General features: G+C 64.4%; 18 protein-coding genes. 10 read left to right on the top strand and 8 right to left on the bottom strand.

Annotation, left to right across the window (positions count from 1 at the left end):
• Positions 1-84 precede the first annotated feature (84 nt).
• Both P5G52_RS12030 and P5G52_RS12025 read left to right on the top strand, forming a co-directional pair.
• Positions 85-969 carry an NAD-dependent epimerase/dehydratase family protein gene (locus tag P5G52_RS12030; protein WP_301227650.1) on the top strand — a complete coding sequence of 295 codons (885 nt, stop codon included), beginning with the start codon at positions 85-87 and terminating at the stop codon, positions 967-969.
• 57 nt (positions 970-1,026) lie between these two features.
• The gene (locus P5G52_RS12025; RefSeq protein WP_301227649.1) at positions 1,027-2,133 is read left to right on the top strand and encodes a Gfo/Idh/MocA family protein; all 1,107 of its coding nucleotides are present in this window, start codon (positions 1,027-1,029) and stop codon (positions 2,131-2,133) included.
• Positions 2,134-2,190: 57 nt separating this feature from the next.
• Here P5G52_RS12025 and P5G52_RS12020 read toward each other — a convergent pair whose 3' ends face one another.
• The 3 genes from P5G52_RS12020 to P5G52_RS12005 all read right to left on the bottom strand — a co-directional run bounded on the left by P5G52_RS12020 (position 2,191) and on the right by P5G52_RS12005 (position 7,757).
• Complete coding sequence (locus P5G52_RS12020) at positions 2,191-3,669, bottom strand: sensor histidine kinase (RefSeq protein ID WP_301227647.1); 1,479 nt, start codon at positions 3,667-3,669, stop codon at positions 2,191-2,193.
• A 15-nt stretch (positions 3,670-3,684) separates the two neighbouring features.
• The gene (locus tag P5G52_RS12015; protein WP_435868673.1) at positions 3,685-5,127 is read right to left on the bottom strand and encodes a BTAD domain-containing putative transcriptional regulator; all 1,443 of its coding nucleotides are present in this window, start codon (positions 5,125-5,127) and stop codon (positions 3,685-3,687) included.
• A gap of 545 nt (positions 5,128-5,672) precedes the next feature.
• A complete protein-coding gene (locus tag P5G52_RS12005) occupies positions 5,673-7,757 on the bottom strand; it encodes a fibronectin type III domain-containing protein (protein WP_301227643.1) in 2,085 nt (694 codons plus the stop codon).
• A 453-nt stretch (positions 7,758-8,210) separates the two neighbouring features.
• Between P5G52_RS12005 and P5G52_RS12000 the strand changes: the two genes are divergently transcribed.
• The 3 genes from P5G52_RS12000 to lepB all read left to right on the top strand — a co-directional run bounded on the left by P5G52_RS12000 (position 8,211) and on the right by lepB (position 11,226).
• Positions 8,211-8,465, top strand: coding sequence for a hypothetical protein (locus P5G52_RS12000; protein ID WP_301227641.1), 255 nt, complete (start codon positions 8,211-8,213; stop codon positions 8,463-8,465).
• A 543-nt stretch (positions 8,466-9,008) separates the two neighbouring features.
• Complete coding sequence (locus P5G52_RS11995; protein ID WP_301227639.1) at positions 9,009-10,619, top strand: multicopper oxidase family protein; 1,611 nt, start codon at positions 9,009-9,011, stop codon at positions 10,617-10,619.
• 160 nt (positions 10,620-10,779) lie between these two features.
• Positions 10,780-11,226, top strand: a complete 447-nt coding sequence (gene lepB / locus P5G52_RS11990; protein ID WP_301227637.1) for a signal peptidase I — start codon at positions 10,780-10,782, stop codon at positions 11,224-11,226.
• A 307-nt stretch (positions 11,227-11,533) separates the two neighbouring features.
• Here lepB and P5G52_RS11985 read toward each other — a convergent pair whose 3' ends face one another.
• Positions 11,534-11,785: a hypothetical protein gene (locus P5G52_RS11985; RefSeq protein ID WP_301227635.1), complete on the bottom strand. Its 252-nt coding sequence runs from the start codon at positions 11,783-11,785 to the stop codon at positions 11,534-11,536.
• Between the two features lie 366 nt (positions 11,786-12,151).
• Between P5G52_RS11985 and P5G52_RS11980 the strand changes: the two genes are divergently transcribed.
• The 5 genes from P5G52_RS11980 (at position 12,152) to P5G52_RS11960 (ending at position 15,591) form a co-directional block, all read left to right on the top strand.
• On the top strand, positions 12,152-12,745 hold the full coding sequence (locus P5G52_RS11980; protein WP_301227634.1) for a COG4315 family predicted lipoprotein: 594 nt from the start codon (positions 12,152-12,154) through the stop codon (positions 12,743-12,745).
• Positions 12,746-13,019: 274 nt separating this feature from the next.
• Entirely contained in the window at positions 13,020-13,433 is a 414-nt protein-coding gene (locus P5G52_RS11975; protein WP_301227632.1) for a cupredoxin domain-containing protein, read from the top strand.
• Positions 13,430-13,915: a hypothetical protein gene (locus P5G52_RS11970; protein ID WP_301227630.1), complete on the top strand. Its 486-nt coding sequence runs from the start codon at positions 13,430-13,432 to the stop codon at positions 13,913-13,915. Before P5G52_RS11975 ends, P5G52_RS11970 begins: the two co-directional genes overlap by 4 nt.
• Positions 13,916-14,042: 127 nt before the next feature.
• Positions 14,043-14,852 carry an AAA-type ATPase lid domain-containing protein gene (locus tag P5G52_RS11965; RefSeq protein WP_301227628.1) on the top strand — a complete coding sequence of 270 codons (810 nt, stop codon included), beginning with the start codon at positions 14,043-14,045 and terminating at the stop codon, positions 14,850-14,852.
• Between the two features lie 169 nt (positions 14,853-15,021).
• Entirely contained in the window at positions 15,022-15,591 is a 570-nt protein-coding gene (locus P5G52_RS11960) for a DapH/DapD/GlmU-related protein (RefSeq protein WP_301227626.1), read from the top strand.
• 114 nt (positions 15,592-15,705) lie between these two features.
• Here P5G52_RS11960 and P5G52_RS11955 read toward each other — a convergent pair whose 3' ends face one another.
• From P5G52_RS11955 to P5G52_RS11940, 4 genes are all read right to left on the bottom strand, one after another.
• Positions 15,706-17,199 (bottom strand): MFS transporter, encoded by a 1,494-nt coding sequence (locus P5G52_RS11955; protein WP_301227625.1) that lies wholly within the window; start codon positions 17,197-17,199, stop codon positions 15,706-15,708.
• 393 nt (positions 17,200-17,592) lie between these two features.
• A complete protein-coding gene (locus P5G52_RS11950) occupies positions 17,593-18,765 on the bottom strand; it encodes an ATP-binding protein (protein WP_301227624.1) in 1,173 nt (390 codons plus the stop codon).
• A gap of 1,609 nt (positions 18,766-20,374) precedes the next feature.
• Entirely contained in the window at positions 20,375-20,575 is a 201-nt protein-coding gene (locus P5G52_RS11945) for a hypothetical protein (RefSeq protein ID WP_301227623.1), read from the bottom strand.
• Positions 20,576-20,851: 276 nt separating this feature from the next.
• Positions 20,852-21,463 (bottom strand): TetR/AcrR family transcriptional regulator, encoded by a 612-nt coding sequence (locus P5G52_RS11940; protein WP_301228782.1) that lies wholly within the window; start codon positions 21,461-21,463, stop codon positions 20,852-20,854.
• Positions 21,464-21,521 lie beyond the last annotated feature (58 nt).

The raw sequence follows: 21,521 nt of genomic DNA, 5'->3' as shown, positions 1-21,521 counted from the left end.
GCAATGCCCCCATGCCCTACCCGATCTGCTCGATCCCATGTTGCCCGGGAACCCGGTCGACGCTCATTCCTCGAAGGAGACACCATGAAGGTCCTGATCACCGGAGCCCACGGCAAGGTCGGTCGCGCAGCCACGCAGGCGATGAAGGAAGCCGGTCACGACGTGGTCACCACCGACCTCACCCGTCCCGGCTTCGAGCGCAAGCCCGAGGGCACGCTCAAGTACACGATGGCCGACCTCACGGACGCCGGCCAGGCCTATGCAGTGGTGCGGGACGTGGACGCCGTCGTTCACGTCGCAGCCATCCCCGAGCCGACCGGTAACCCGCCCCACGTGGTGTTCCAGACCAACCTCATGGCCACGTTCAACGTCCTCGAGGCGGCCATCCGCTTCGGCGTCAAACGCTTCGTCAACATCTCCAGCGAGACCGTCCCCGGATTCTTCTTCCCCGAGCGGGACTTCCTCCCCGACTACGCACCCGTGGACGAGAACCACCCGATCCATCCGCAGGACCCGTACGCGCTCTCCAAGCACTTCGGCGAGCAGCTCATGGACGCCGCGATCGCCCGGTCCGACATCCAGTGCATCAGCATCCGCCCCAGCTGGGTCCAGTTCGAGGGGAACTACGAACAGAATCTTGGACCGCAGGTCCGGGACGCGTCGGTCCTCAGTCCGAACCTGTGGAGCTACATCGACGTCTACGACCTCGCCGACGCCATCGTGCTGGCCACGGAGTCGGAGTTGCCCGGACACGAGGTCTTCTACATCGCGTCCCCCGACAACGTGGGTGGCCACGATTTCGCCGAGATCCTGACGAAGTACTACGGCGACACGATCGAGCTACGCAGCCTGGACCGCACCGATGCATCGGGCATCACCAGCGCAAAGGCCCAGAGGATGCTCGGCTGGACGCCGAAGCGTTCCTGGCGCGACTACCTCGACTCCGATGGGCGCGCGCTGAGGAAATAGTCCCGCCGGCATCGGATGCGGATGCGGATGCGGATTCCGGTCGACAAGGGAGCACCCATGGATTCTTGGACAGACAGTGCTGGTGGCTCGGGTAGGAGGATCCGCTTCGGGATCGTCGGAAGCGGGTGGAGGAGCGAGTTCTTCCTCCGCATCGCCCGGGAAATGCCCGACCGCTTCGAGGTGACGGGCCTCGTCACGCGGAACGAGGGGACGGGGCGGCGCATCGAGAAGGCGTGGCAGGTGCGGCCCTTCGCGTCCATCGACGACCTCGTGGCGACGACTTCCCCGTCGTTCGTGGTCGTCTGCGTTCCCCGGGAGGTGGCGGCCGGGGCTATCCGTCACCTCGCGGAGCTGAAGGTTCCGGTTCTCACCGAGACGCCTCCCGCGCCCGACCTGGAGGCCTTGAGCAGCCTGTATTCACTGATCGGCCGGGGAGCCGTCATTCAGGTGGCGGAGCAGTACCATCTGTCCCCGCTCCTGCGTTCGCAGTTGCGCGTCGCTGCGTCCGGGCGCCTGGGGAGGATCAGCCAGGTGCTGGTCGCCCAGTGCCATGACTATCACGGTGTGAGCATCCTGCGGCGGGCGCTGGGCGTCGGGTTCGAGGATGTCTCCATCTCGGCGGCGACCTTCCGGTCGCCGCTCATGAAGGGGCCCGACCGGGAAGGGGACCCGCGGGAGGAGGTGACCGTGACCGCGGACCAGGTGTCGGCCCGTTTCGATTTCGGTGACCGACTGGGCGTCTACGACTTCGCCGAGCAACAGTATTTCTCGTGGATCCGCGCGAATCGCCTCCTGGTGAGGGGTGACCGTGGAGAGATCAACAACGCGGACCTGCAGTACCTCCGGAACGTCCGCACACCGGTTTCGACGACGTTCCGTCGTGTTGCTGCAGGGGAGGGCGGCAACCTCGAAGGCTTCTTCCTGCGGGGCATCATGGCCGGCGACGAATGGGTGTTCGAGAACCGGTTCGCGCCCGCCCGGCTGAGTGACGACGAGATCGCGATCGCGGAATGCCTCGTGCGGATGAGTGAGTGTGTCGAGGGCGGTCCGGACCTGTACAGCCTCGCTGAGGCGAGCCAGGACCATTATCTGTCCCTGCTCATGAAGCAGGCGGCGATCACGGGCGAAGCGGTCCGCTCCCGGCGGCAGGTCTGGTCCCGATGAGGTCGAACGAGCCGACTCCCGTTTCCGGTGCCGTGCCGGCCGTGCCGGCGCCGAAGGTCATCCTTTGTCCGGCAGGGAGAATGCTGCGGGGCCGGCACCCGATCGCCTGATCCCTGTGGCGGAGTCGATGGCGGAGGAGCGCGAAAAACCCTTACCGGCCCAGCGAGCGGCGGGAGTTCCGACGCTGAAAGTCGCGGTGACGGATGTGCCGGTACCCGCCGTCGAGCTGATGTCGAGGGACCCTCCGGCCAGCCGGATAGTGTCCCCGAGGATCCTCAGGCCGAAGTGGCCGTCCGGACCTGGTTCACTCGGGTCGAAGCCGACCCCGTCGTCCGAAACCGTGATCTGGGTCTCCTGGCTGGATTGCCGGATTCTGATCCCCACCGCTTGGGCCGAGGAATGCTTGGTGGCATTGACCAATGCTTCACGCGCCACACGGTAGACCAGGACTGTATGGTCCCGATCCAGAACCAGGTTGTCCGGGATATCGATTCTGAAGGCGATGCCGCGCTCCACCAGTGGTGCCTCCAGTCTCATGAGGGAGGCCTCCAGCCCGAGTTCATCGAGGTCCGGAGGGTAGAGCTCGCTGGTCATGGCGCGCAGGAGACGGATGTCGTTCTGCAGCATCGTCCGGGCATTCGTGAAGACGGGGCCCATCGAAGGTGGACCGCGGCGCTCTTCTGATTCCAGGGCATACGCCAGCCCGGACAGATTCTGAATCACCTCGTCGTGGAGCTCGGCGGCGATCTGCCGACGCTCCTGGTCGGACGCTTCTATCGCACAGCGCAACAGTGCGGTGCGTGTCGCCTGATGGTCCTGGATCCGGCGTGCCAAACGGACGGCCGGAATCAATTGGGCCACTTGCAGGACCGCCAGTGACAGCAAGGTCGGGGGGATCATGCCCACCAGGACCGCCTGTTGTTCGCGGCGCACTCCCGCACCCGACGAGTAGGTCTCGAAGATCATGGGAGCACCGGTCTGGGAAGTGGAGCGGACGTAGACTTCCACGAGTTCGCCCGAATCGGCCTCGTACTCGTTCTCTTCAGCAGTCTGGGATTCCAGGGTAGCCGTCGCCGGCCCTCCTGCCAGGAGCCGGCGGGCCCATTCCTCCTGCTCGAAATCCTGCCCGATGAGCGACTTCACATCCGAGTAGACCACCCGGCCATGCTCGTCCCACACCTTGATCCTCGTCACGTTGCCGTTGGCCAGCCAGGGGGCCAGCCTTTGATCGAGTGATCTAAGGGCGGCGGGCTCCTGGGCAAGGAGTTGGTTCGTGATCAATGGCCCGACCACGTTGTCGGCCAGGCGTTGGGTGATGTCCCTGGCGTTGGCCAGGGCGTGCTGTTCGGCTTCTGCTCGGATCCAGAAAGCAACGGGTGTTGCCACCAGGACGAGGGCCAGGAAGCCGACCGTGAGAAAACGTGCGACGGCTGCCCGGACCTCGCGTCGTTCGGTGACTTCCGGGGCAGTCGTGGTGTCGTGCGTGGTGTCGTGCGTGGTGGCGTGGTGGGTTTTTCCTGCGTGGAGTTTCCGCACGGTCGGCGTGCCCGGCTATTTTCCGGAAGGATCCGGCGCGGATCCGGTAGCGTCGCCCAGCCTGGCCACCAGCGACGGGTGCACGATCATGTTCCCTGGGCGGGCGTGCCGGAGGGTGTCGAGCATGACTCCCAGGGCGCCGTCCTTCGGAAGGAACCCGCAGATTCCCATGCGGGCAGCTTCCCGCAGCGCTTCCTGGGACGGGTTGCCCGTCAGCATGACGATCCGGGCCTGCGGTGCCTCGGAGAGGATCCGCTCGGCGGCGTTCAGCCCGGACCCATCGGCAAGATGCAGGTCCATGACGACGACGTCGGGGCGCAGGTCCCGGAACATCGTCGCGGCGGACTCCACCGATGTAGCAGCTCCCACACTCATGAAATCAGGTTCCCGGTCCAGTGCTCCGGACAGCAGATCCGAGAACGTGGTGTGATCATCGATGACCAGAACCCGCAGGCGCTCGGTCTGCGTCTCGGTCTGCGTCTCGGTGTCCGTCTCGGTGTCCGTCTCGGGTAGCAGTGATGCCGTGGGATGACTGTTACCCGAGACGGTCACCGCGCGCATCGACGCCCGGGCAGGCGCCGCAGCGTGCGTCGTCCCGGTAGTCGTCCCGGTAGTCGTCCCGGTAGTCGTCCTGCTGGTCGTCCCGGTGGTCGTCAGGAGCCTGGCCTGTGCTTCCTTCAGGACTCCGCTGGGCGCGCAGCCCAGTTCCTCGTCCATGACCCTGCGGCAGCGGTCGAACACCCTCAGCGCTTCGGTGTTCTCGCCGTTCTGCTCCAGCCCCAGGACAAGGGCGGTCCACGCCCGTTCGTTCAAAGGATCCTCCCGGACCGTTTCATGGGCCCAGGCGATCGCCCTCCCGACATCTCCCATGATGAGCGCGGTTTCCGCGGCCAGGACACGGGTATGACCGACCCGCTCGGCGTGCAGGGCCCGTTCCTCTTCGGCCCAGGCCGGCAGCAGCTCGTCGCCGAGCAGCGGGGCGGAAGCGAGTTGGAGTGCTTCGGTCAGCAGTGGCAGCGCGACCGGTGGCGGTGCCACGCTGGCCTGCTTGGTGAGAGTTTCGAACCGGTTCGCATCAAGGCTCACGAGCGAGGGCTCGATCACGTAGCCGCCCGTGACCGTGCGCAGGGGACCTGTCCGGCCGGCTCCTGGCTGCAGCCGCCGGCGCAGGACGCTGACATAGCTCTCAAGGGTCGGCAGTGCGACGGCCGGAGGGTTGCCGTTCCACAGCAAATCGATGATGCGGGTCTTGGATACCGCCAGACCGAAGCTCAGGAGAAGGATCTCGAGTACCTGGCGGGGCTTGGGTCCGCCCAGGTCGTTGGCGTTGAGGGTAGTGTCTCCCCGGCGAATGGTCAGCGGACCCAGGACGGAGATCTGAAGTGCCGACGACTGCCCGGAGGCCTCGGAAGCATGAGCCAGATCCGTTGATTTCCTGACAAATTCCAAAGCGATCACAATGTCTTGTCCCAGTTTATTTGCTACGGTCTCTAACAAAATTAGAAGGGGTCGGAGAACGTGTGTATACGAGTAGTCGGTACGCGGCTTTAAGGGCGGGTACTCAATAATCCGAGTGGCGGCCTAAGCCCGCTCGGGGTGCACGACGCTGACGAGGCGATGTCGGTGATCTCGGGCACGACGTCCTGGCTCGGCACGCCGGTGATGGCCGTCTTGAACTTGCGCGGCAGCCCGCGACGCCGGTGTTGAGGGAGACGGTCACACGCACCTCCCCGGAGGCGATGGTGAAGGTGATGGCCAGCACGTCGGTGCCGGTGACGTAGCGCCGCGAGACCGTGAACTGCTCGACGGGGGAGGGGCTGTGGTAGCCGCCGTTCTCGGCGTCCAGCAGGGCGGCGAATGCTGGGGGCGTGCTGAGGTCGGGCAGCGTCGGCCAGTCGATGCGGCCTACGGCCTTGCGTTGACAGGGCCGGCGGCCCCGGGCACGCGGAAATGCGGGCTCCGAGGAGGAGCCCGCATTCCGGGGGTGTGGTGGTGCTGTGTGACTAGTTGCCCAGTGTGAACGGAGCGCTAACTCCCAGTTCCTTGCCGCTGCCGTCGAACAGCTTGGCGACGATCTGGCCTGGGTTGGTAGTGCCGGTCAGAGCGGTGGTGCGGAACCGACCGTCGAAGGTGGAGCCCGTGGCGGGAGCCACCGCGGCGACCAGTGCGGTCGGGCCGGCGTACACGGTGCTGTAGGTGCCGTCGGCCGACTTGCGGTAGAACCGGACGACGCTCGAGGTCAGGGCCGGCTGGTCGGTCGTGCCCTGGATCCGGGTGTCGGCGTTCTTCCACCGGCCGCTGGTGATGGTCACCTTGGCCGAAGCCACCGGAGTCGTCGCCGTCGCGGTAGCCGATGGGTCGCTCGACGAGGTGCCGTAGAGCGCTTTGACGGTGAACGAGTGCTTTGTGTTCGGCGCGAGCCCGGTGACGATCTGGTTGGTGTCGGTGGTGACCGCGGGCTGCGTGGGCAGCACGGTCGTCGTGCCGTCGGCGTTCACGGTCGAGGCCTCGACCTGGTAGCCGGTGACGGGGGTGCTGCTACCCGAGGGGGCGACCCACTTCAGCGCGACCTGGCCGACGCCTGGGGTGGCGGCCAGACCCGTGGGAGCGTTGAGCACCTGAGCACCGGCCGGCTTGTAGAAACCGACGGCCTGCTGGGAGATGTTGCCGGCCCGGTCGATGGCGACGGCGTGGATCTCGGTCAGCGCGGTGATGGCGATCGGGGACTTGTAGAGCTGGGCGGTGTCGCCGGGCAGGTCGCCCAGGACTGCCTGGCTGCCGTCGGTCGTGTAGTACACGTCGGCGGCGGTCTCGGAGCCGAGGGTGACGCTGGAGGCCTCGGCGGCGGTCTCGGCCGTGTTGCCCGACGCTGCGGGATTGATGGTCAGGGTGGGCGCGGTCTGGTCCGCCGGGAGGTCGCCGGTGCCCGTGGTGGGAGCCGGGTCGAAGGGGTCACCCATTTTGACGCCGGCCATGGAGCGGACCTCGACGGTGTAGTCCGCCACAGCCGGGTCGACCGTCAGGGTCGCACCGGTAGCGGTCGCAGCCACGCGGCTGCCGACGAACGTGCCGTCCGCCTTGTTGGAGGCCTGGACGTTGTAGTTCGTGACGGCGGGCGTGCCCGCGACGGTGTCGGCCGGTGTCCACTTGACGGCGAGCTTGGTCTTGTCCGCGGAGCGGGTGACCGAGTAGCTGGCCTTCGGCGGGGCGACGTCAGCAGGACCCGCCGGGCAGCCGCCCATGCCGGGGCCGCCGAACTCGCCGAACTCGGAGATGGTCAGGCCCTGACGGTTCGCGTCGCCGTCCTCGACCTGCCAGGACATGAACCGCTCGACCTGGGTCGCGGCGGCGGTCTGCGCCGCCTTGAGGGTGTCGAAGTTGAAGGTGGCGGTGAACTTGCCGTCGGCCATCTCCAGGTTGGAGGAGTAGCCACCCTTCGGTGCGGTTGTCAGGCCACCGGTCACGGCGCGCACGTCACGCTTGCCGACGAGGGCGGTGAGGTCGGGGTTGACGATCCGGACCTCGGCCTGGCCGGCGATGACATCGGAGCCGTAGGTGCCCTCGACCGTCACGGTGTTGCCGTTGAGTGCTGCGTGGGTGGTGGCGGTGCCGGTGCTGGTGGTTGTGTCACCACTCGCGCCGTCGGCGAACTTGATCGAGACCTTGTCGCCCTTCTGGATGTCGGGCGTGACGTTGAGGCCGGTACCGGCACCCCAGCAGACCCCGCCCGGGTGGTTGATCTCGAAGGCGACGTCGCCCTCGGCCACGGTTCCTACCGCGGAGCCGACAACCTGGGTGCCGCGGGTCACGGTGACTGTGGCCGTCTCGCCGATGTGGTCCTGGTAGCCCTCGATGGTGACGAAGTCGCGGTCCGGGAAGACCACGACGTTGTCCGGGAAGGCCGGGACGGCCGCATTGGCGGCTGGGATGGCCAGGAGGGACGTGGCGCCCAGGACGGCGGAGACTGTCGCGACAATCGCGGTCCGTCCATAACTCTGGACGCGGGACGTCGGCTGTCCCGGTTCCTGTATCGCAGTTTTCATGATGACCTCACTGATCGTCGTTGCGTGAGTAAGGGGCTCACTCATGATCACAAGCTAGGATGCCCACCTTGCGGAAATGTTGGCCACCGATTCGTCGGGCACCACGAGATGGGCCGAAACCAGCATCAGCGCCCATCTCGAAGACCGGGGTGTTGCCGGTTTCTAGGAATCCCTAGGGTTTCCCTAGGAGGTGGTTGGAGACTGGCCGGCATGGCATCGACGACTTCGCTCAGTCCCTCGCAATCACTTGAGTTTCCGGCACCGCGCAGGCGCATCAGGTTTCTCATTCCGGTCATCTTGCTTGCGGTGGTGGGGGTGGTGGTTGCGGCGGTGTTGTTGGCTGCTCCTCGGACTCCTCCTACTCTTCTTGGTGCCTCGTCCCCTGTTGACGGTGGTCTTGCGCGGATTCAGGGGGTGATTCCGACAGAGGCCGATGGGTGGGTTCCGCCTTCTGAGTCGGCGGTGCTTGCTGAGCCGGCAGGTGAGGGGGTTCATCGTGTGCGGATCCTGGTGGAGCTCACCGCGATGGAGGCGGACGGTTTGTCCTTTGATCCCTCGGGGTATGTCGTGTCTGCTCTGGGTGAGGGGACCTGGGCGCCGGTGTGGTTCTCGCCTGCTCCGGCAACAGCGGCCCAGGGGCAGACCATCGACGCGACACTCGTGTTCGAGCTCCCGGACCGGGCTATCGATCTGACCCTGGAACTGTCCGGAGGACCCGGACTATCCCTTGGCGAGGGACACCACCTGGACTGACCAACGCGAGCGTCGTCAGGTGCCGGGGACCACGTCGTCGGGTGCCGGGGACCACCTTGGCAGGAATGAGCGGGGGGAGTGCCCCCTCGATGCAGGCCCACCGTGGGTACGAGCGCGATCTCCCCAGGGCGAGGAACAAGCGACTATCCCCCGGTGTGGGATGTGAGCTTGGGGCGCTGAGCAGGGGTTCCTCAGGTGTGACATGCCATCCGGGGCTTTCCCTGAGGGTGCGGGGCCCCATCTCGGGTCGATGGGTGTGGGGAGTGTGGCCCTTGTACGTCCTTTGTGTGTGGACGTTATTCGGGTGCTGGTTCGGCGGAATGTGTTGCTGTGATTATTCAGCGGGTTTTTCAGCGGATTTTTCGGCGGAGGTGTTGGCCGGACTATTGGCGGGATTATTGCGCGGGAGTTCTGGTGGGTGATTTTTTTCTTGGGGTTTGCATGGCTGTTCCTAGGGGTCGTCCAAGGACGAGCGAGGCCGGGTGCAGGGAATTTCCAACCTGGGTACGGAATGGTCAGGGTACCAACCAAGGGAGACTCGCAATGTCAACTTCACGCCGTCAGGTTCTGCTTCTGGGGGGACTGGGAGTCCTCGGCGCGGGTGCTGCAGTACTGCCGACGAGGTCGGTGGAGGCAGCGTCAGCAAGCCGGCTCAGTTCCTCCGAGATGCCTCGACCGTTCCAGGTACCTTTCGTCCAGGCCCCATTCCTTGCGCCCTATGCCACCGGCATCGATGCGGCGGACGGGTTGCCCGTCAACTACTACAAGCTGACAGAGAAGGCGGCCACCGCCCAGATCTTGCCTCGACTGACCACACCCATCCTGGGCTACAACGGGTTGTTCCCGGGCCCGACCATCAGCCTGGACCAGGGTACGAAAGCCGTCCTGAGGATCCGCAATCAGCTCCCGGCCACCCATCCGCTGGACGGGCATGCCCTGTCGACGTCTACCCACCTCCACGGGTCCGCGTCCCTGCCGCAGTACGACGGGTATGCCAGCGACGTCACGAACCCGGGGTTCTACAAGGATTATCGCTACCCCAATTTCCAGCCGGCCCGTACGCTCTGGTACCACGACCATGGTGTCCACTTCACCGCGCAGAACGCCTATTCCGGCCTGGCGGCCCAGTACCACATGCACGACCCCATCGAGCGGCAACTGTTGCCGCAAGGCCGCTACGACGTCGCCCTGACTGTCAGTGATGCGATGTTCGCGGAGAACGGGTCGTTGGGCTATGACGACAACACCCACTCGGGTCTGTGGGGGGATGTGATCCTGGTCAACGGCAGGCCCTGGCCCGTGATGAAGGTGCAGAAGCGCGTGTACCGCTTCCGGATCCTGAACTGCTCCATCTCCCGCTCCCTCCGCCCGACGCTGAGCACCGGGGCCCCCTTGATCATGGTCGGTACCGATGGTGGTCTGATGCCGGCGGCGCAGAGCGTGGCCAACTACCGCCACGGCGGGGCTGAACGCTATGAAGTCCTGATCGATTTCCGGAAGTACGCCACGGGGCAGCGGATCGAACTGCGGAACCTGTCGAACAAGAACAACGTCGATTACGACTTCACCAACAAGATCATGGCGTTCGATGTCACGGACGAACCGGTGGACACCACCGACCCGACGTGGAACCGGATTCCCACCACGCTGGTCGGTAGTGAGGCGATGTCGCTCAAGAGCGCGCAGGCCGTGAAGACCCGCAGATTCCGGGTCAAGCGCAACGATGTCACCAATATGTGGACGATCAACGATGACAGTTGGCAGGACGTCATCGCCTCCGGGTACAAGAAGGTCATCGCCGACCCCGCCCACAACTCGGTGGAGATCTGGGAGATCGAGAACAGTTCCGGCGGCTGGTTCCACCCGGTGCACATCCACCTGGTCGACTTTCAGATCCTCAGCCGCAACGGGGCCGCGGCCTTCGCCCATGAACGCGGGCCCAAGGACGTGGTGTACGTGGGCGAGGGGGAGACCGTGAGGCTCCTGATGAAGTTCACCCCCCAACAGGGCCTCTACATGATGCACTGCCACAACCTGCCCCATGAGGACCACGACATGATGGCTCAGTTCCGGGTCGGCCTGAAGGAATCCGACTACGACCCCAACGACCCGATGACGGCAGCACGGGCTGTGTGGGATGACGAGAAAGGCTAAGGAGTTGTACGAGGGGCAGGGGCCGGACGTGTTGTCCGGCCCCTGCCGACCTTCGTCACGGGTCTCCAATCCCCGCCGACCAGAGTCAAAGCCAGGGTCAACGGGAAAGCCGGAGAAAGGGTCCACCCGGCGGCATCGGCCCGTTCTGCTCGCGGTAGCCGTGGTCCCGGCGATCGTTGTTCTCGCTCTTCGGGCGTGGGTGGCGGAGCCGTTCACCGTCTCGTCGGACAGCATGGAGCCGACCATCCGTACGGGTTCCGTCGTGCTTCTCTACAAGCCCGGGGCGGGCACGGACCCGATCCGCAATGGTTCTGTGGTCGCTTTCACCAACCCGGTGGATGGACATACGGCCATCAAGCGGGTCATCGCAGGGCAGGGCCAAAGCGTCGCGATCCGCGATGCGGAGCTGTACGTCGACGACGTCGTCGTGCCGGAGCCGTTCGTCGACCACAGCCGCATCGACGCCACCTACTTCGGACCCGTGGAGGTACCACCCGGTAGCGTCTTCGTGCTAGGGGACAACCGGGGCGTGTCGATTGATTCCAGGGACTTCGGAGCCATACCCCTGACAGCGGTCCGAGGCACCCTGCTCACGGGCCAGAAATAGGTCCCACGGCTGACCGGACGACCCGGAATCCTCTGCAGGGTTGCCGCCGGCGACACGAAGACCATCGGCGCGCATGGAGGCGCTTGCGTCCATCTGAATACTGCCTCCTCACGACACCGTAGGCGAGGCGACCGTATCTGTTGGGGTGGTTGCAGTAATTCGGGCAAATGGATAAGGCATTGTTCCCTCGGGCTACCTTGTAAGAATCTTGGAGCTCGGGCTCGCCTCAGCCCTCCGCCGTTGCGAATGTGCTGGGGATAGAGACCTGGAACCTACTGCGCTCTGGGGCCATCAGTGTCACCATGCATCACCGGGTCGTCAGGTGCTGGCGGACGCTGTCGTTGCTGGCCGCGTTGATGAACGCAGCCAAAGTCTTTGCTTCGCTCGCGGTCAGAAAGACGTCGAAGGGTTTGATCTGGCCCGCTACCTGAAGAGTGAGAGTGAAGCCTTCCGCCCCTACACTCGGGCGGGCAGACCAACTCTCCAGGACCGGCGTGATGTCCTGGCCCAGAAGAACCGAGTGCCCTTCCATGCACCAGGGGGAACCGGCATCGATCAACGCCTTATGGTCATCGCAGACGTAGGCCTCGCGATAACCACCGCGGAGGCCCTGACTGCCCACCACGAAGGCGGCACCGGGATTTGTACACCGAAGCACCGGGCAAGGAAGCATGCCCTTGACGGTACTCAGCGGATATTGGGAAAACCCTGCGTGCCGCACCAGTAGGAAGCCCCATCAGGATCGAGAGGCGAGTGTAGGGCAACAGCACTGTCTTCGGGCCGTGGCAGGGTGTTGTATTTCTCTGGACAGAGGTTTCCTAAGGTTTATCCAAGAAGTGAGATGCAGTGTTCTCCTCAGGGGGTGGCAGTACGTCTGTCCCGCCGGGCCCGGCCCCCCGCCGGGACAATCAGGAGGATCGAAACCATGGGTAAGAAACTTTCCACTTCATTGGCCGGGGTCGCTCTGACCCTACTGGCACTGACAGGGTGCTCCGGGTCCGCGCAGGAGGCCGCCGAGACCGTAGCGGCCGAGGCTACCGAGGCGCCGGCAGAGACGACGGCGGCAGCCGAACCCACTGCGGCAGCCGAGACCACTGCGGCAGCCGAGGCGAGCGGTGCGGCCAGTGGGGAGGCCACCCCGGAGGCCAGTGCTCCCGCGGCGGCCGGACCGACCACGCTGGGTGTAGCGACGAGTGACCTGGGCGAGATCGTGGTCGATGCCAAGGGCATGACGGTCTACTACTTCACCAAGGACGTTGCCGATTCCGGGGTGAGTGCCTGCACGGATGATTGCCTCGTCGCGTGGCCGCCGGTGATCAGCGCATCCGAAACCCCGGAGGTGGAAGGTGTCACCGGTGAAGTCGGCACCATCGAGACCCCCGAAGGTGAACTGCAGATGACGATCAACGGGATGCCGATCTACTACTTCAACAAGGACCTGGCCGCCGGTGACGTCAACGGGCAAGCCGTCGGGGATGTCTGGTACGTCGTGGCTCCTGACGGGACCATGATCCAGTAAGTCCGTCGCTCGTAACTCCGAGCGGTTACTCACGATCGCGGCAGCGAGGGGGAGTCGTCGTATGTCCATGCGTTTCAGGTGGTAGTTCGTGCAGGCGGAGAACGCCGGCACCTTCCTGTCCCACCGGAGCGGAGTGGAGATTCCGACGACTTCTCCCGCGCTGGCCTCGAGCATCCTCGACGAGCGGGCTTCGTCGGTAGCGCGGCCACCTACCCCACCTGCCTGATAGATCATCCCGCCGCCCGTCAACTCACCACTCCTGGGAAGAATCGCTATGAAGATACGTCATGGACTATCAGCTCTGATGTTCGCCGCAGTCATTGCGGGCACCTCCGCCTGCGGCTCCGCCACCGAGCCCGGCACGGCGGAGGCGACCAGCGCGGCCGCGGCACCTGAATCAGCGGTGACCACCGCTGGCACCGGGGCTTCAGCTTCGGCGGAAGAAGCGACGATCACCATCGCGGACTTCGAATATGTGATGCCCGAGACCATCGCACCCGGCGCCACGGTGACGGTGATCAATGAGGACGACGCTCCGCATACGGTCACGGCCAAGGACGAGGGCGGGTTCGACGTCGACGTTTCCGGCGGTGAAACGGTGACCTTCACCGCACCGGACGAAGCCGGTGAGTACGCCGTTATTTGCACATATCACCCCGCGATGTCCGGAACCCTGGTCATCGGATGAGCACGTCAGGAGCCGCCGCCAGCAACAGGAAGGCTGAACCCACACCGGGGCAGGGTCCCGACGCCGGGGGAGAGGGGCGCAATCAACTGCTGATGATCGCCCTGCGGGTCCTGGTCGGGGGTGGTTTGATCGTCAGCGCGGTCATCCACTTCCTGCTTGCTCCAGGGTTCCAGCAGGCCGCGCCGGGTGGAATCGGCGGGGGCAACCTCTTCCGGATTCAGGCGGTCGTCGCGGTCCTCGCTGCGGCGTATGTCCTCATCAGGGGTAGTCGAGCCGCCTACGCGCTCGCAGCCGTCGTGGCGTTGTCTGCTCTGGCCGCAGTGGTTCTGTATCGATATGTGCAGGTCCCTGCGATCGGGCCGATCCCGTCCATGTATGAGCCCGTCTGGTACGCGAAGAAGACCCTGACGGCCGTGGCAGAAGCCATTGCCGGGGCCCTCGCAGTCGTCGGATACGTCCTCCGGCACCGGAGGACCAGGTAGGCCGCTGTGCTGCGCCGTTCCTGGAGCGCATCCGACCATCGCTCCTGGAACGTGGCAGAAGCCACACGGAGGGGTGTTCCGGGTGCAACGGCCACGCCTCGAGCCTGCGGTAGGCACGATGCGCGCCATGTCTCCCGCCTGGACGGCAGCCCTCGAACAGGCGACGACCACCCTTGCAGGAGGGAACGTGGCGGCAGCAATCGGGGAGAATGGAAGCGGGCGCGCCACCCTGCTCGGACAGGCCCTCCGGCGAGCCCATCCGGCCATTCGGATCCTCTGCGCGTCCGTCCCGCCACCGGAGAAAGTCGAAGCGTGGCTGGCGCTATGGACACCGGAACTTTCCAAGTCCGACACCGCCATCATCATCGAGAACGCTGACTTCCTCCCCGCCTGGGCCACGCAGGAACTCGCTACGCAAGCACGGAACATCCTCCGCTCCTCGGCACGAGCTTCCGGACAAGCGCTCGCCCTCCTCTGGGCGTTCACCGCTGAAGACCTGAACAACGTGCCGCAACCACTGAGGGAGTCCGTGGCAACCGTCATACCTGTACCAGCGCTCCGGGAAAGACCCAACGATGTGATGCCACTTGCCAGGTACGCCGCACGCCAGACAAGACTGCGTGACCTAGACTTCACCGCAGCAGCCGAACGTGCGCTCACCAGCCATGACTGGCCCGGGAACATCGACCAACTAGTGCAGGTGGTGCACGACGCCGCGCTCATCACCGAGACGATCGACGTGCGCCACCTTCCTCCGGAAATACTCGGTCCCTCCACCCGCAAATTGACCCGCATCGAGAGCTTCGAACGCGACGAAATCGTAAGGACCCTCGCTCGACCCGGAACGACCGTGTCGGACGCCGCGTCCGAACTCGGCATCAGCCGCGCCACCATCTACAGGCGGCTTGCAAAACTCGGGATCACAGCTCCGAAGTAGGGCGCAAGAATCGGGGCGACAGAGTAGTCCGAAGTGAAGCGCCAATTCTTGTCCTCGACGCACGGACACACAGAGAACAAGTGGTCTGCTGGAGATTGCCGATAGCGCTACGGGCTGTGACGCGTCTGCTACCGTGGCCGTCCCGCAGCCGATGCCGAAAGAGGACGAGATGACGCTGAATGACCTGCTGGACGAACTGAACTCCGGCAGGACCATCCCGGGAGGCTCCCCGCTCCATGCGGTCATGCATCAAACCAGTCAGGAAGCCCTGCGCATCACGGGGGAGCTGAACAGTGGGTGGAAGGACCCCGCAGAGGTCCGCAGGCTCCTCTCCCGCCTGATCGGCACGCCGGTCGACGAGTCGGTGACCGTTTTCCCGCCGATTCATGCCGACTTCGGCAAGAACATCACCATCGGACGACGGGTCTTCATCAATGCCGGGTGCATGTTCCAGGACCAGGGCGGTATCACCATCGGGGACGACTGCCTCATCGGCCATAACGCGGTGTTCGCGACACTCAACCACGATCTGGCTCCCAGTCGCCGTACTGACCTGCATCCGGCCCCGATCGTGCTCGGAACCAATGTCTGGATCGGAGCGAATGCGACGATCCTGCCCGGGGTGACCATCGGACGAAACGCAGTCGTGGCAGCTGCCGCGGTCGTGACGAAGGATGTGCCAGACAACGCGATCGTCGTCGGGTCGCCGGCCAAGGTTGTTCGATACGTCCCCGATTGATGAAGCGGTGGACATCCGCGTCGATAAGCGGGTGCGGAATAAGTCGCTGAGGCCGAGTGGGTTCCCGTCACAGGGAAGAATCGACCGCGCAAGATCCGGGTTCGGGCGGGTGAGTCAGGAGGGCTCTACGGCCCGCTCGGGGCGGGCGGTGACTAAGAAAGTGACGATGAGGGCGGCGGCGGCGAGGATGATCGCCCCGCTGCTCAGGGCGGTGGTGTAGCCGTCGACGACGGCTTGGCTCGTGATCGCGGCTGTGGCCGTGTCGCCGGCTGAACGGGCTTCACGAAGGGTGGTGAGGGCGTTCGGAAATCGGCTTTCTGTTGTGGTGACGCTCATGGTCGACAGGGCTGCGATGCCGAGGGCGACGCCGATCTGCTGGGCGGCGTTGAGCAGTGCCGAGGCGATGCCCGAGTCATCGGGGCGGATGCCGGTGACTGCGGTGAGGGTCAGTGGCACGAAGCTCAGCCCGAAACCGACGGCGACGGCAAAGATCCCGAGCATGAGGTGCCGTGCGTACCCGGAGTCAGGGGTGATGGTCGACAGCCACAGGATGGCGACGGTGGAGATGAGGATCCCGGAGACTGCCACGACGCGGGGAGCGAACCGCACGACGAGTTTCGACGCGATGCCGGCGGAGAGGATGATGCCAGCGCCGAAGGGCAGCCAGGCCAGCCCTGTGCGGACGGGGTCGTATTCGAGGATGTGCTGCATGTGGAGGGTCAGCAGGTAGAAGGTGCCCATGGGCCCGAAGCTGATGAACAGCATGCCGAGGTAGGAGCCGGTGCGGTTGCGATCCCTGAACAGACGCAGGGGAAGCATCGGGTCCTTGCTCCGGGATTCGATGATGACGAACGCGGGGAGCAGGACGGCGGCCAGGCCGAACGCGATCAGTGTCATCGGGGCATCCCAGCCCTGCTCACCCCCGTGGATGATGGCGAAGACGATGGCCGCGACCCCGCCAGTGCCAGCGACCGCTCCGGGGAGGTCGAGGCGGCCCGCATGTCGGGGCGCGTCGACGAGGATGCGGGTTCCCGCCAGCAGAGCGAGTCCGATGGGGAGGTTGATGAAGAACACCCACCGCCACCCGAGCGTCCCAGTCAGCACGCCTCCCAGCAGCAGCCCTACGGTCACGCCGAGGCCTGACATGGCCCCGTACACGGCAAGCGCCTTGTTGCGTGCCTCGCCGGCAGGGAACGTCGTGGTGATCAGGGCAAGGGCGTTCGGCGCGGTCAGTGCGGCGCCGAGTCCCTGGATCGCGCGGGCTGCGCCGAGGACCGGGCCGGCCGGTGCGATCCCGGCCACAAGAGATGAGAGCGTGAACAGGCCGATACCGATCTGCAGGATGCGCCGTCGGCCGAAGAGGTCACCGAGCCTTCCACCGAAGAGCAGCAGACCTCCGAACGCCAGGATGTAGGCGTTGATCACCCAGGGCAGGCTCGCGGGGGAGATACCCAGCTCGATCTGGATCGATGGCAGGGCGATGTTCGCGATCGAATCATCAAGGACCAGCATCAGCTGGGCACTGGCGACTACCAGCAACGCCAGACCAAGACGCCGGCTCTTCGCAGTGGCGGGCCCGACTGAAGGCCGGGAGCTGAGTGAACTCATGGGCATTGGAACTCCTCGAGGAATAGTTCGTCCATCCGGTACCCCTAGGGGGTACCTGCCCACCTTTATACCCCCAGGGGGTATAAGTGGCAAGTTCGGAAAGCGTGGCGTTGGAGTGGTTCGACGCGCTGGCCCAAGGAGAAGTTGATGGGCGAGAACATGCATACTAGCCACCATCATCACGGTGGGTCGTTGGTGGCGCCCTGCCACCGGGGCAAGGATCTGACGAGGAAATAAGCCCTCCCTGAACGCGTTTACCTTGGGGAGATCGGGCTGCTGCGTCTTGTGATGGGGGAGTGGCGAAGAGTCCCGATGATCAAGTTACGCCGCGGATCGTGCGGTGTTCAGAAATGCTTTCAACATCGCACTGAGAGCTGAATGTCACCCCGAAATTCAGTCTTCCTGCTGTCGAAGGATGAAGCCGGACATACCCGGGACTGTGAAGGCGACTTGTCCGTACTTGGGGGAGTAGATGATGCCTTTGTTGATCAGTTGAGCTCGAGCGGGGCCGAGGGCGGTTACTTTGACGCCGAGTCGCTCGGCAATCTGGCTTGTACTGGATCCTGCGTCACCGTCATGAGCCATCGCCCTGAGATAGCCGCGTTCCTTGCGTGTGGCGCGTCCCCAGCGGGAGGAAAAGAAACCTGCGTCGAGTTGGCTCCGACCGATCGACACTGCCACCTCTGCGTCTTCCTCGGTGAAGGGTGTGCTCGGAGCTGCATCCCAGATCGCTTTGCCGAACTCTTGGATGAAGTAGGGGTATCGCCCGGAGGCATCCAGCAGGACGTCGAGAGCGTCCTGGGAATATTCCGCCCCCATCTCTTTCGCCGGCCGCGTCAGGGCATAATGCGCATCTGTATCAGCGAGGGGCCCGATGGTGCGGTAAGTGAAGAGCCGTTCGGCGTAGGTCCGGGCTTCACTGAGGGTGGTAGGGAGATTGGGCAGGCCGGCACCGACGATGTAGAACGGCCAACCGCGTTGACCTGCTGCATGCTGGACGGTGATGAGCGCGGAGAGTAGTTCCTGGTCTAGGTCCTGCATTTCGTCGATGAAAATCGCGAAGGCGCTCTTGTCGGCCTTGAGGGCGAGTGAAACGTCCTCGACGAGCTCCTCAAGGTCGATGTCAATGGTGCCGGAGTTGGCCCGGTTGGCGCTCACGCTGATATCGGCTTTGATTCCGGGCACACCCAGGGCGAGGTTGAAGGACTGGATTGTCCCAAAAGCCTCTCGTAATCGGTCCTTGCCGGAGGGCCCGTTGTATCGGCGGGCTGCGGAGGTGAGCTCCCGTGCAAACTTCTCACGAACCTCCGTGAAGCCTTGTGCTTCGGGCTTGCCCTCGAGCCAGATGGTGAACCAGCCGTGGTTGTCCGCGTGGGACCTAAGGTAGTTGAGGAGGACTGTCTTGCCGACACCCCGAAGCCCCGACAGCACCATTCCACGGTTTGGCAGGTCTCGTTTGGTCCGCGCGACGATGAGGTCGAACGCGTCCATTTCCTGCTGCCGGCCTCCCATGACACGGGGTGGTAGGCCGGATCCGGGGTTATAGGGGTTCAGCTCCAAATGCATATACGGAAATCTACCCCGTTGTAAGGAAAGTTGTATAACTTGTTAGAACCTTGTAGTACTCGTAAGCCGCCGAGCAGCAGTGGGCTGTCTGCGTCGGACAGCACGTCACGAAGGCCAGGAAAGTACGGCCAGAGCAGATGCAGCCTCTGCGTCGTCGCACCTTCCTATCCAGGTGCGACAACGGGTACTAGGTTGAAGGTCCCGTGTTCCCGGTCAGGAGTTCTTGGTCGGACAAAACTGCGCGAGACAGCATCTTCCCATTCGCCCGCCGGCAGATCCTGATGTGAGCCCACACCGCAACGATCCTCGAACGATGTTTCCCGCCACAGGCCGTGGATTTCGCTCACGTTAAGGCGTCAGTAGCCGTGACCTCCGTGAGGCGACCTGCAGCCCCTTCCAAGCTTCCTGACAATTCGCCGATAATCTACATTATGTCAGGTAGCGGTTTGGAGGCCCTCTCCTGACCATGTCCAGGCGGCCAATACTCCCGGAGCTACGTCGGCGTCCCCATAGCTAATAATCTGCGTACTCGGCAACAATCAACGAGGGGCTGCATTAGTCTGGTCCAATGGGGTACCAAGACGATGGCGAAGGCCGGAGCACGGCTGACTGGGCGACGATCACAGCTGCCGTCGGAGTGTCACAAAGCGGCGACAAGAGCCGCGGACGCGAGCTCCTTCTGAACTGTTGGAACGCTACTGGGTTGGCTGATCATGCTTACCGGTGTGTGTTGGCTCACTACCTTGCAGACACGGAATCGGATGTAGGCAGGGAGGTAGCGTGGGATGAGAGAGCTTTCGAGGAGCATGGCTTTCTGGGCGACGATGACCTCAAGCCACTGGGGATCCCCTCGGCACGCACTCTGCGGCCTTCGTTGCACCTCAATCTCGCTGACGGGTATCACCGTCAGGGTAGGGCCGAGCTCGCGCAGGCCCATCTGGAACGGGGACAAGCCGAGACGGGGGCCCTTGGCGAAGACGGGTACGGGAAGATGATTCGTGCGGGTTTGAGTAACCTGGCTCAGCGGATGAGCGCTTTCATATAAAAAGCCCGGCAACCCGCAAGAAGATCGCCTACTGGGACGCCCAACCAAGGTCTTGACTACTGGCGGTCGGTCGCTGGGGCGTCAGAATTGATTGGCGCCTCGGGGGTCAACACCGGTGAGCCGGGGTTGGACGATTGGCTCGTGCCATCCGTGCTCCCGACGGACCGGGCGGGGAACCGGATCTGGCCGATACCGCGCCTCCGGAAGGATGAGGCATTGGTGCCGGCTCTTTCGGGACCGGTCCAGCATGTCCAGTGCCTGGGTGCCGGGCAGCAGATGTGTGTCTCCCCCGGTGCTGGCGTACACGCACAGCGGCACGTCAGCATCGGCACGTCACAGACATGCAGGAGCGCGATGCAAGGGTGCAGGCCGCGTTGCTCGCCGTCCCGGGTGACCCAGGATCGGCCGTACCTGTCGTCCGCTACAGCTCCGGTCCAGATCCAGCAGTCATGCGGTCGTGGGCCCTTGATGACTTTCTCTCAGAGCCGATCACCCTCTCCCCTGCGCTTCCTCATTACCGGCTACCTCCACCAAAATCTCATCGGGCATGAGCCGGTCGGTCGATCATCGTCCGCCGCCGCCTTCCATCCATACAACACCCGCGATGATGAACGCGGCTGCAGCAGCGACCATCAGCTGCCCCCACCAGGGCGCGGCGGCCGCGGTGACCAGAACGTCCACGCCGAGAAACCACAGGCCGATTGCCAGGGCGCCAGCGACCTGATTACGGACGCGCGGCGGGATGGGCAGCAGAAGGAGCGACATTCGGAGGATGGAGCGCGAACAAGTAGCTGTAGCGGATGCTCGAGGTGAGCAACCAGTGGATGGGTCTACTCATCGGGTTTTCCTGATCATTGAGTGCCCTCTAGACCCTTACGTTGCTGGTCGTACCCTCCTCGGTCGGTGGTCATCTTCTACAGCTGAAGAGGCTATATGAGGGACGCTACCCCGCTGCGTGGTTATGACCTCTGTGTGCGGTCCACCTCAAACACGCTCATCCTTTCGGATGGGCGCCGGGCGCGAACTGTGATTTGCGTGGTATCAAGCGGCGGGAATTCGCCCGCGCGGTTCGGTGAAGGGCACGAGGATATCGTCGACTATCCCTTCGATCAATTGGGGGGTGATCGGATCCCCGGTGATGAGGAACCGGTGCCAGAGGAACGCCTGGCCCAGCTCCCGTGCCACTTCGAAGGGCACATCCGCACGGACTTCTCCCCGTGCAATTCCCCGGTGGAGCGTTTCCGCCATCGCCTGCTTCCGCCAAGCGATCACGCCGCCTCGGAAGGCCGCTGCGAGTTCAGGATCGTGTGGCATCGCACCGACGATCGCGGGCCCGATCGCGCCGACGGGACTGGCGAAGAAATCCGCCCAACCCTGCAGGATGGCCAGCATGTCACTGCGATAGCTGCCGGTGTCGGTATGGGGAATGGCTTCCATGGCCAGCGGGACGAGCGTGTCCCTCAGCAGCGCGGACCGGCTGTCCCATCGCCGGTAGAGGACCGGCTTGCTCGTTCCGGCACGGGCGGCCACCGCTTCCATCGTGACTCCCGCGACGCCGTGGTCGATCACGAGCTCCAGAACGGCGCTCCGGATTGCCTGGTCTAGGACTTCGCCGCGGCGGCGGGTGGCAGCTGGGGCTTGAGGGCTAGGCATGACTTCAGAATACAAGAAACGCTTGCGTTTCCTATGGCGAGAATTCACACTGATTTTA

The sequence above is a fragment of the Arthrobacter burdickii genome (assembly GCF_030433645.1).
In the GTDB taxonomy this organism is placed as follows: domain Bacteria; phylum Actinomycetota; class Actinomycetes; order Actinomycetales; family Micrococcaceae; genus Arthrobacter_D; species Arthrobacter_D burdickii.
The sequence above is the reverse complement of the archived record's forward strand: the minus strand, read 5'-3'. Positions and strand labels throughout refer to the sequence as shown.

Coding starts and splice junctions, on each gene's coding strand:
- P5G52_RS12030 (WP_301227650.1), top strand. CDS start 85: ATGAAGGTCCTGATCACCGGAGCCCACGGCAAGGTCGGTCGCGCAGCC.
- P5G52_RS12025 (WP_301227649.1), top strand. CDS start 1,027: ATGGATTCTTGGACAGACAGTGCTGGTGGCTCGGGTAGGAGGATCCGC.
- P5G52_RS12005 (WP_301227643.1), bottom strand. CDS start 7,757: ATGAGTGAGCCCCTTACTCACGCAACGACGATCAGTGAGGTCATCATG.
- P5G52_RS11995 (WP_301227639.1), top strand. CDS start 9,009: ATGTCAACTTCACGCCGTCAGGTTCTGCTTCTGGGGGGACTGGGAGTC.
- P5G52_RS11980 (WP_301227634.1), top strand. CDS start 12,152: ATGGGTAAGAAACTTTCCACTTCATTGGCCGGGGTCGCTCTGACCCTA.
- P5G52_RS11975 (WP_301227632.1), top strand. CDS start 13,020: ATGAAGATACGTCATGGACTATCAGCTCTGATGTTCGCCGCAGTCATT.
- P5G52_RS11970 (WP_301227630.1), top strand. CDS start 13,430: ATGAGCACGTCAGGAGCCGCCGCCAGCAACAGGAAGGCTGAACCCACA.
- P5G52_RS11965 (WP_301227628.1), top strand. CDS start 14,043: ATGTCTCCCGCCTGGACGGCAGCCCTCGAACAGGCGACGACCACCCTT.
- P5G52_RS11960 (WP_301227626.1), top strand. CDS start 15,022: ATGACGCTGAATGACCTGCTGGACGAACTGAACTCCGGCAGGACCATC.
- P5G52_RS11955 (WP_301227625.1), bottom strand. CDS start 17,199: ATGAGTTCACTCAGCTCCCGGCCTTCAGTCGGGCCCGCCACTGCGAAG.
- P5G52_RS11950 (WP_301227624.1), bottom strand. CDS start 18,765: ATGCATTTGGAGCTGAACCCCTATAACCCCGGATCCGGCCTACCACCC.
- P5G52_RS11945 (WP_301227623.1), bottom strand. CDS start 20,575: ATGTCGCTCCTTCTGCTGCCCATCCCGCCGCGCGTCCGTAATCAGGTC.
- P5G52_RS11940 (WP_301228782.1), bottom strand. CDS start 21,463: ATGCCTAGCCCTCAAGCCCCAGCTGCCACCCGCCGCCGCGGCGAAGTC.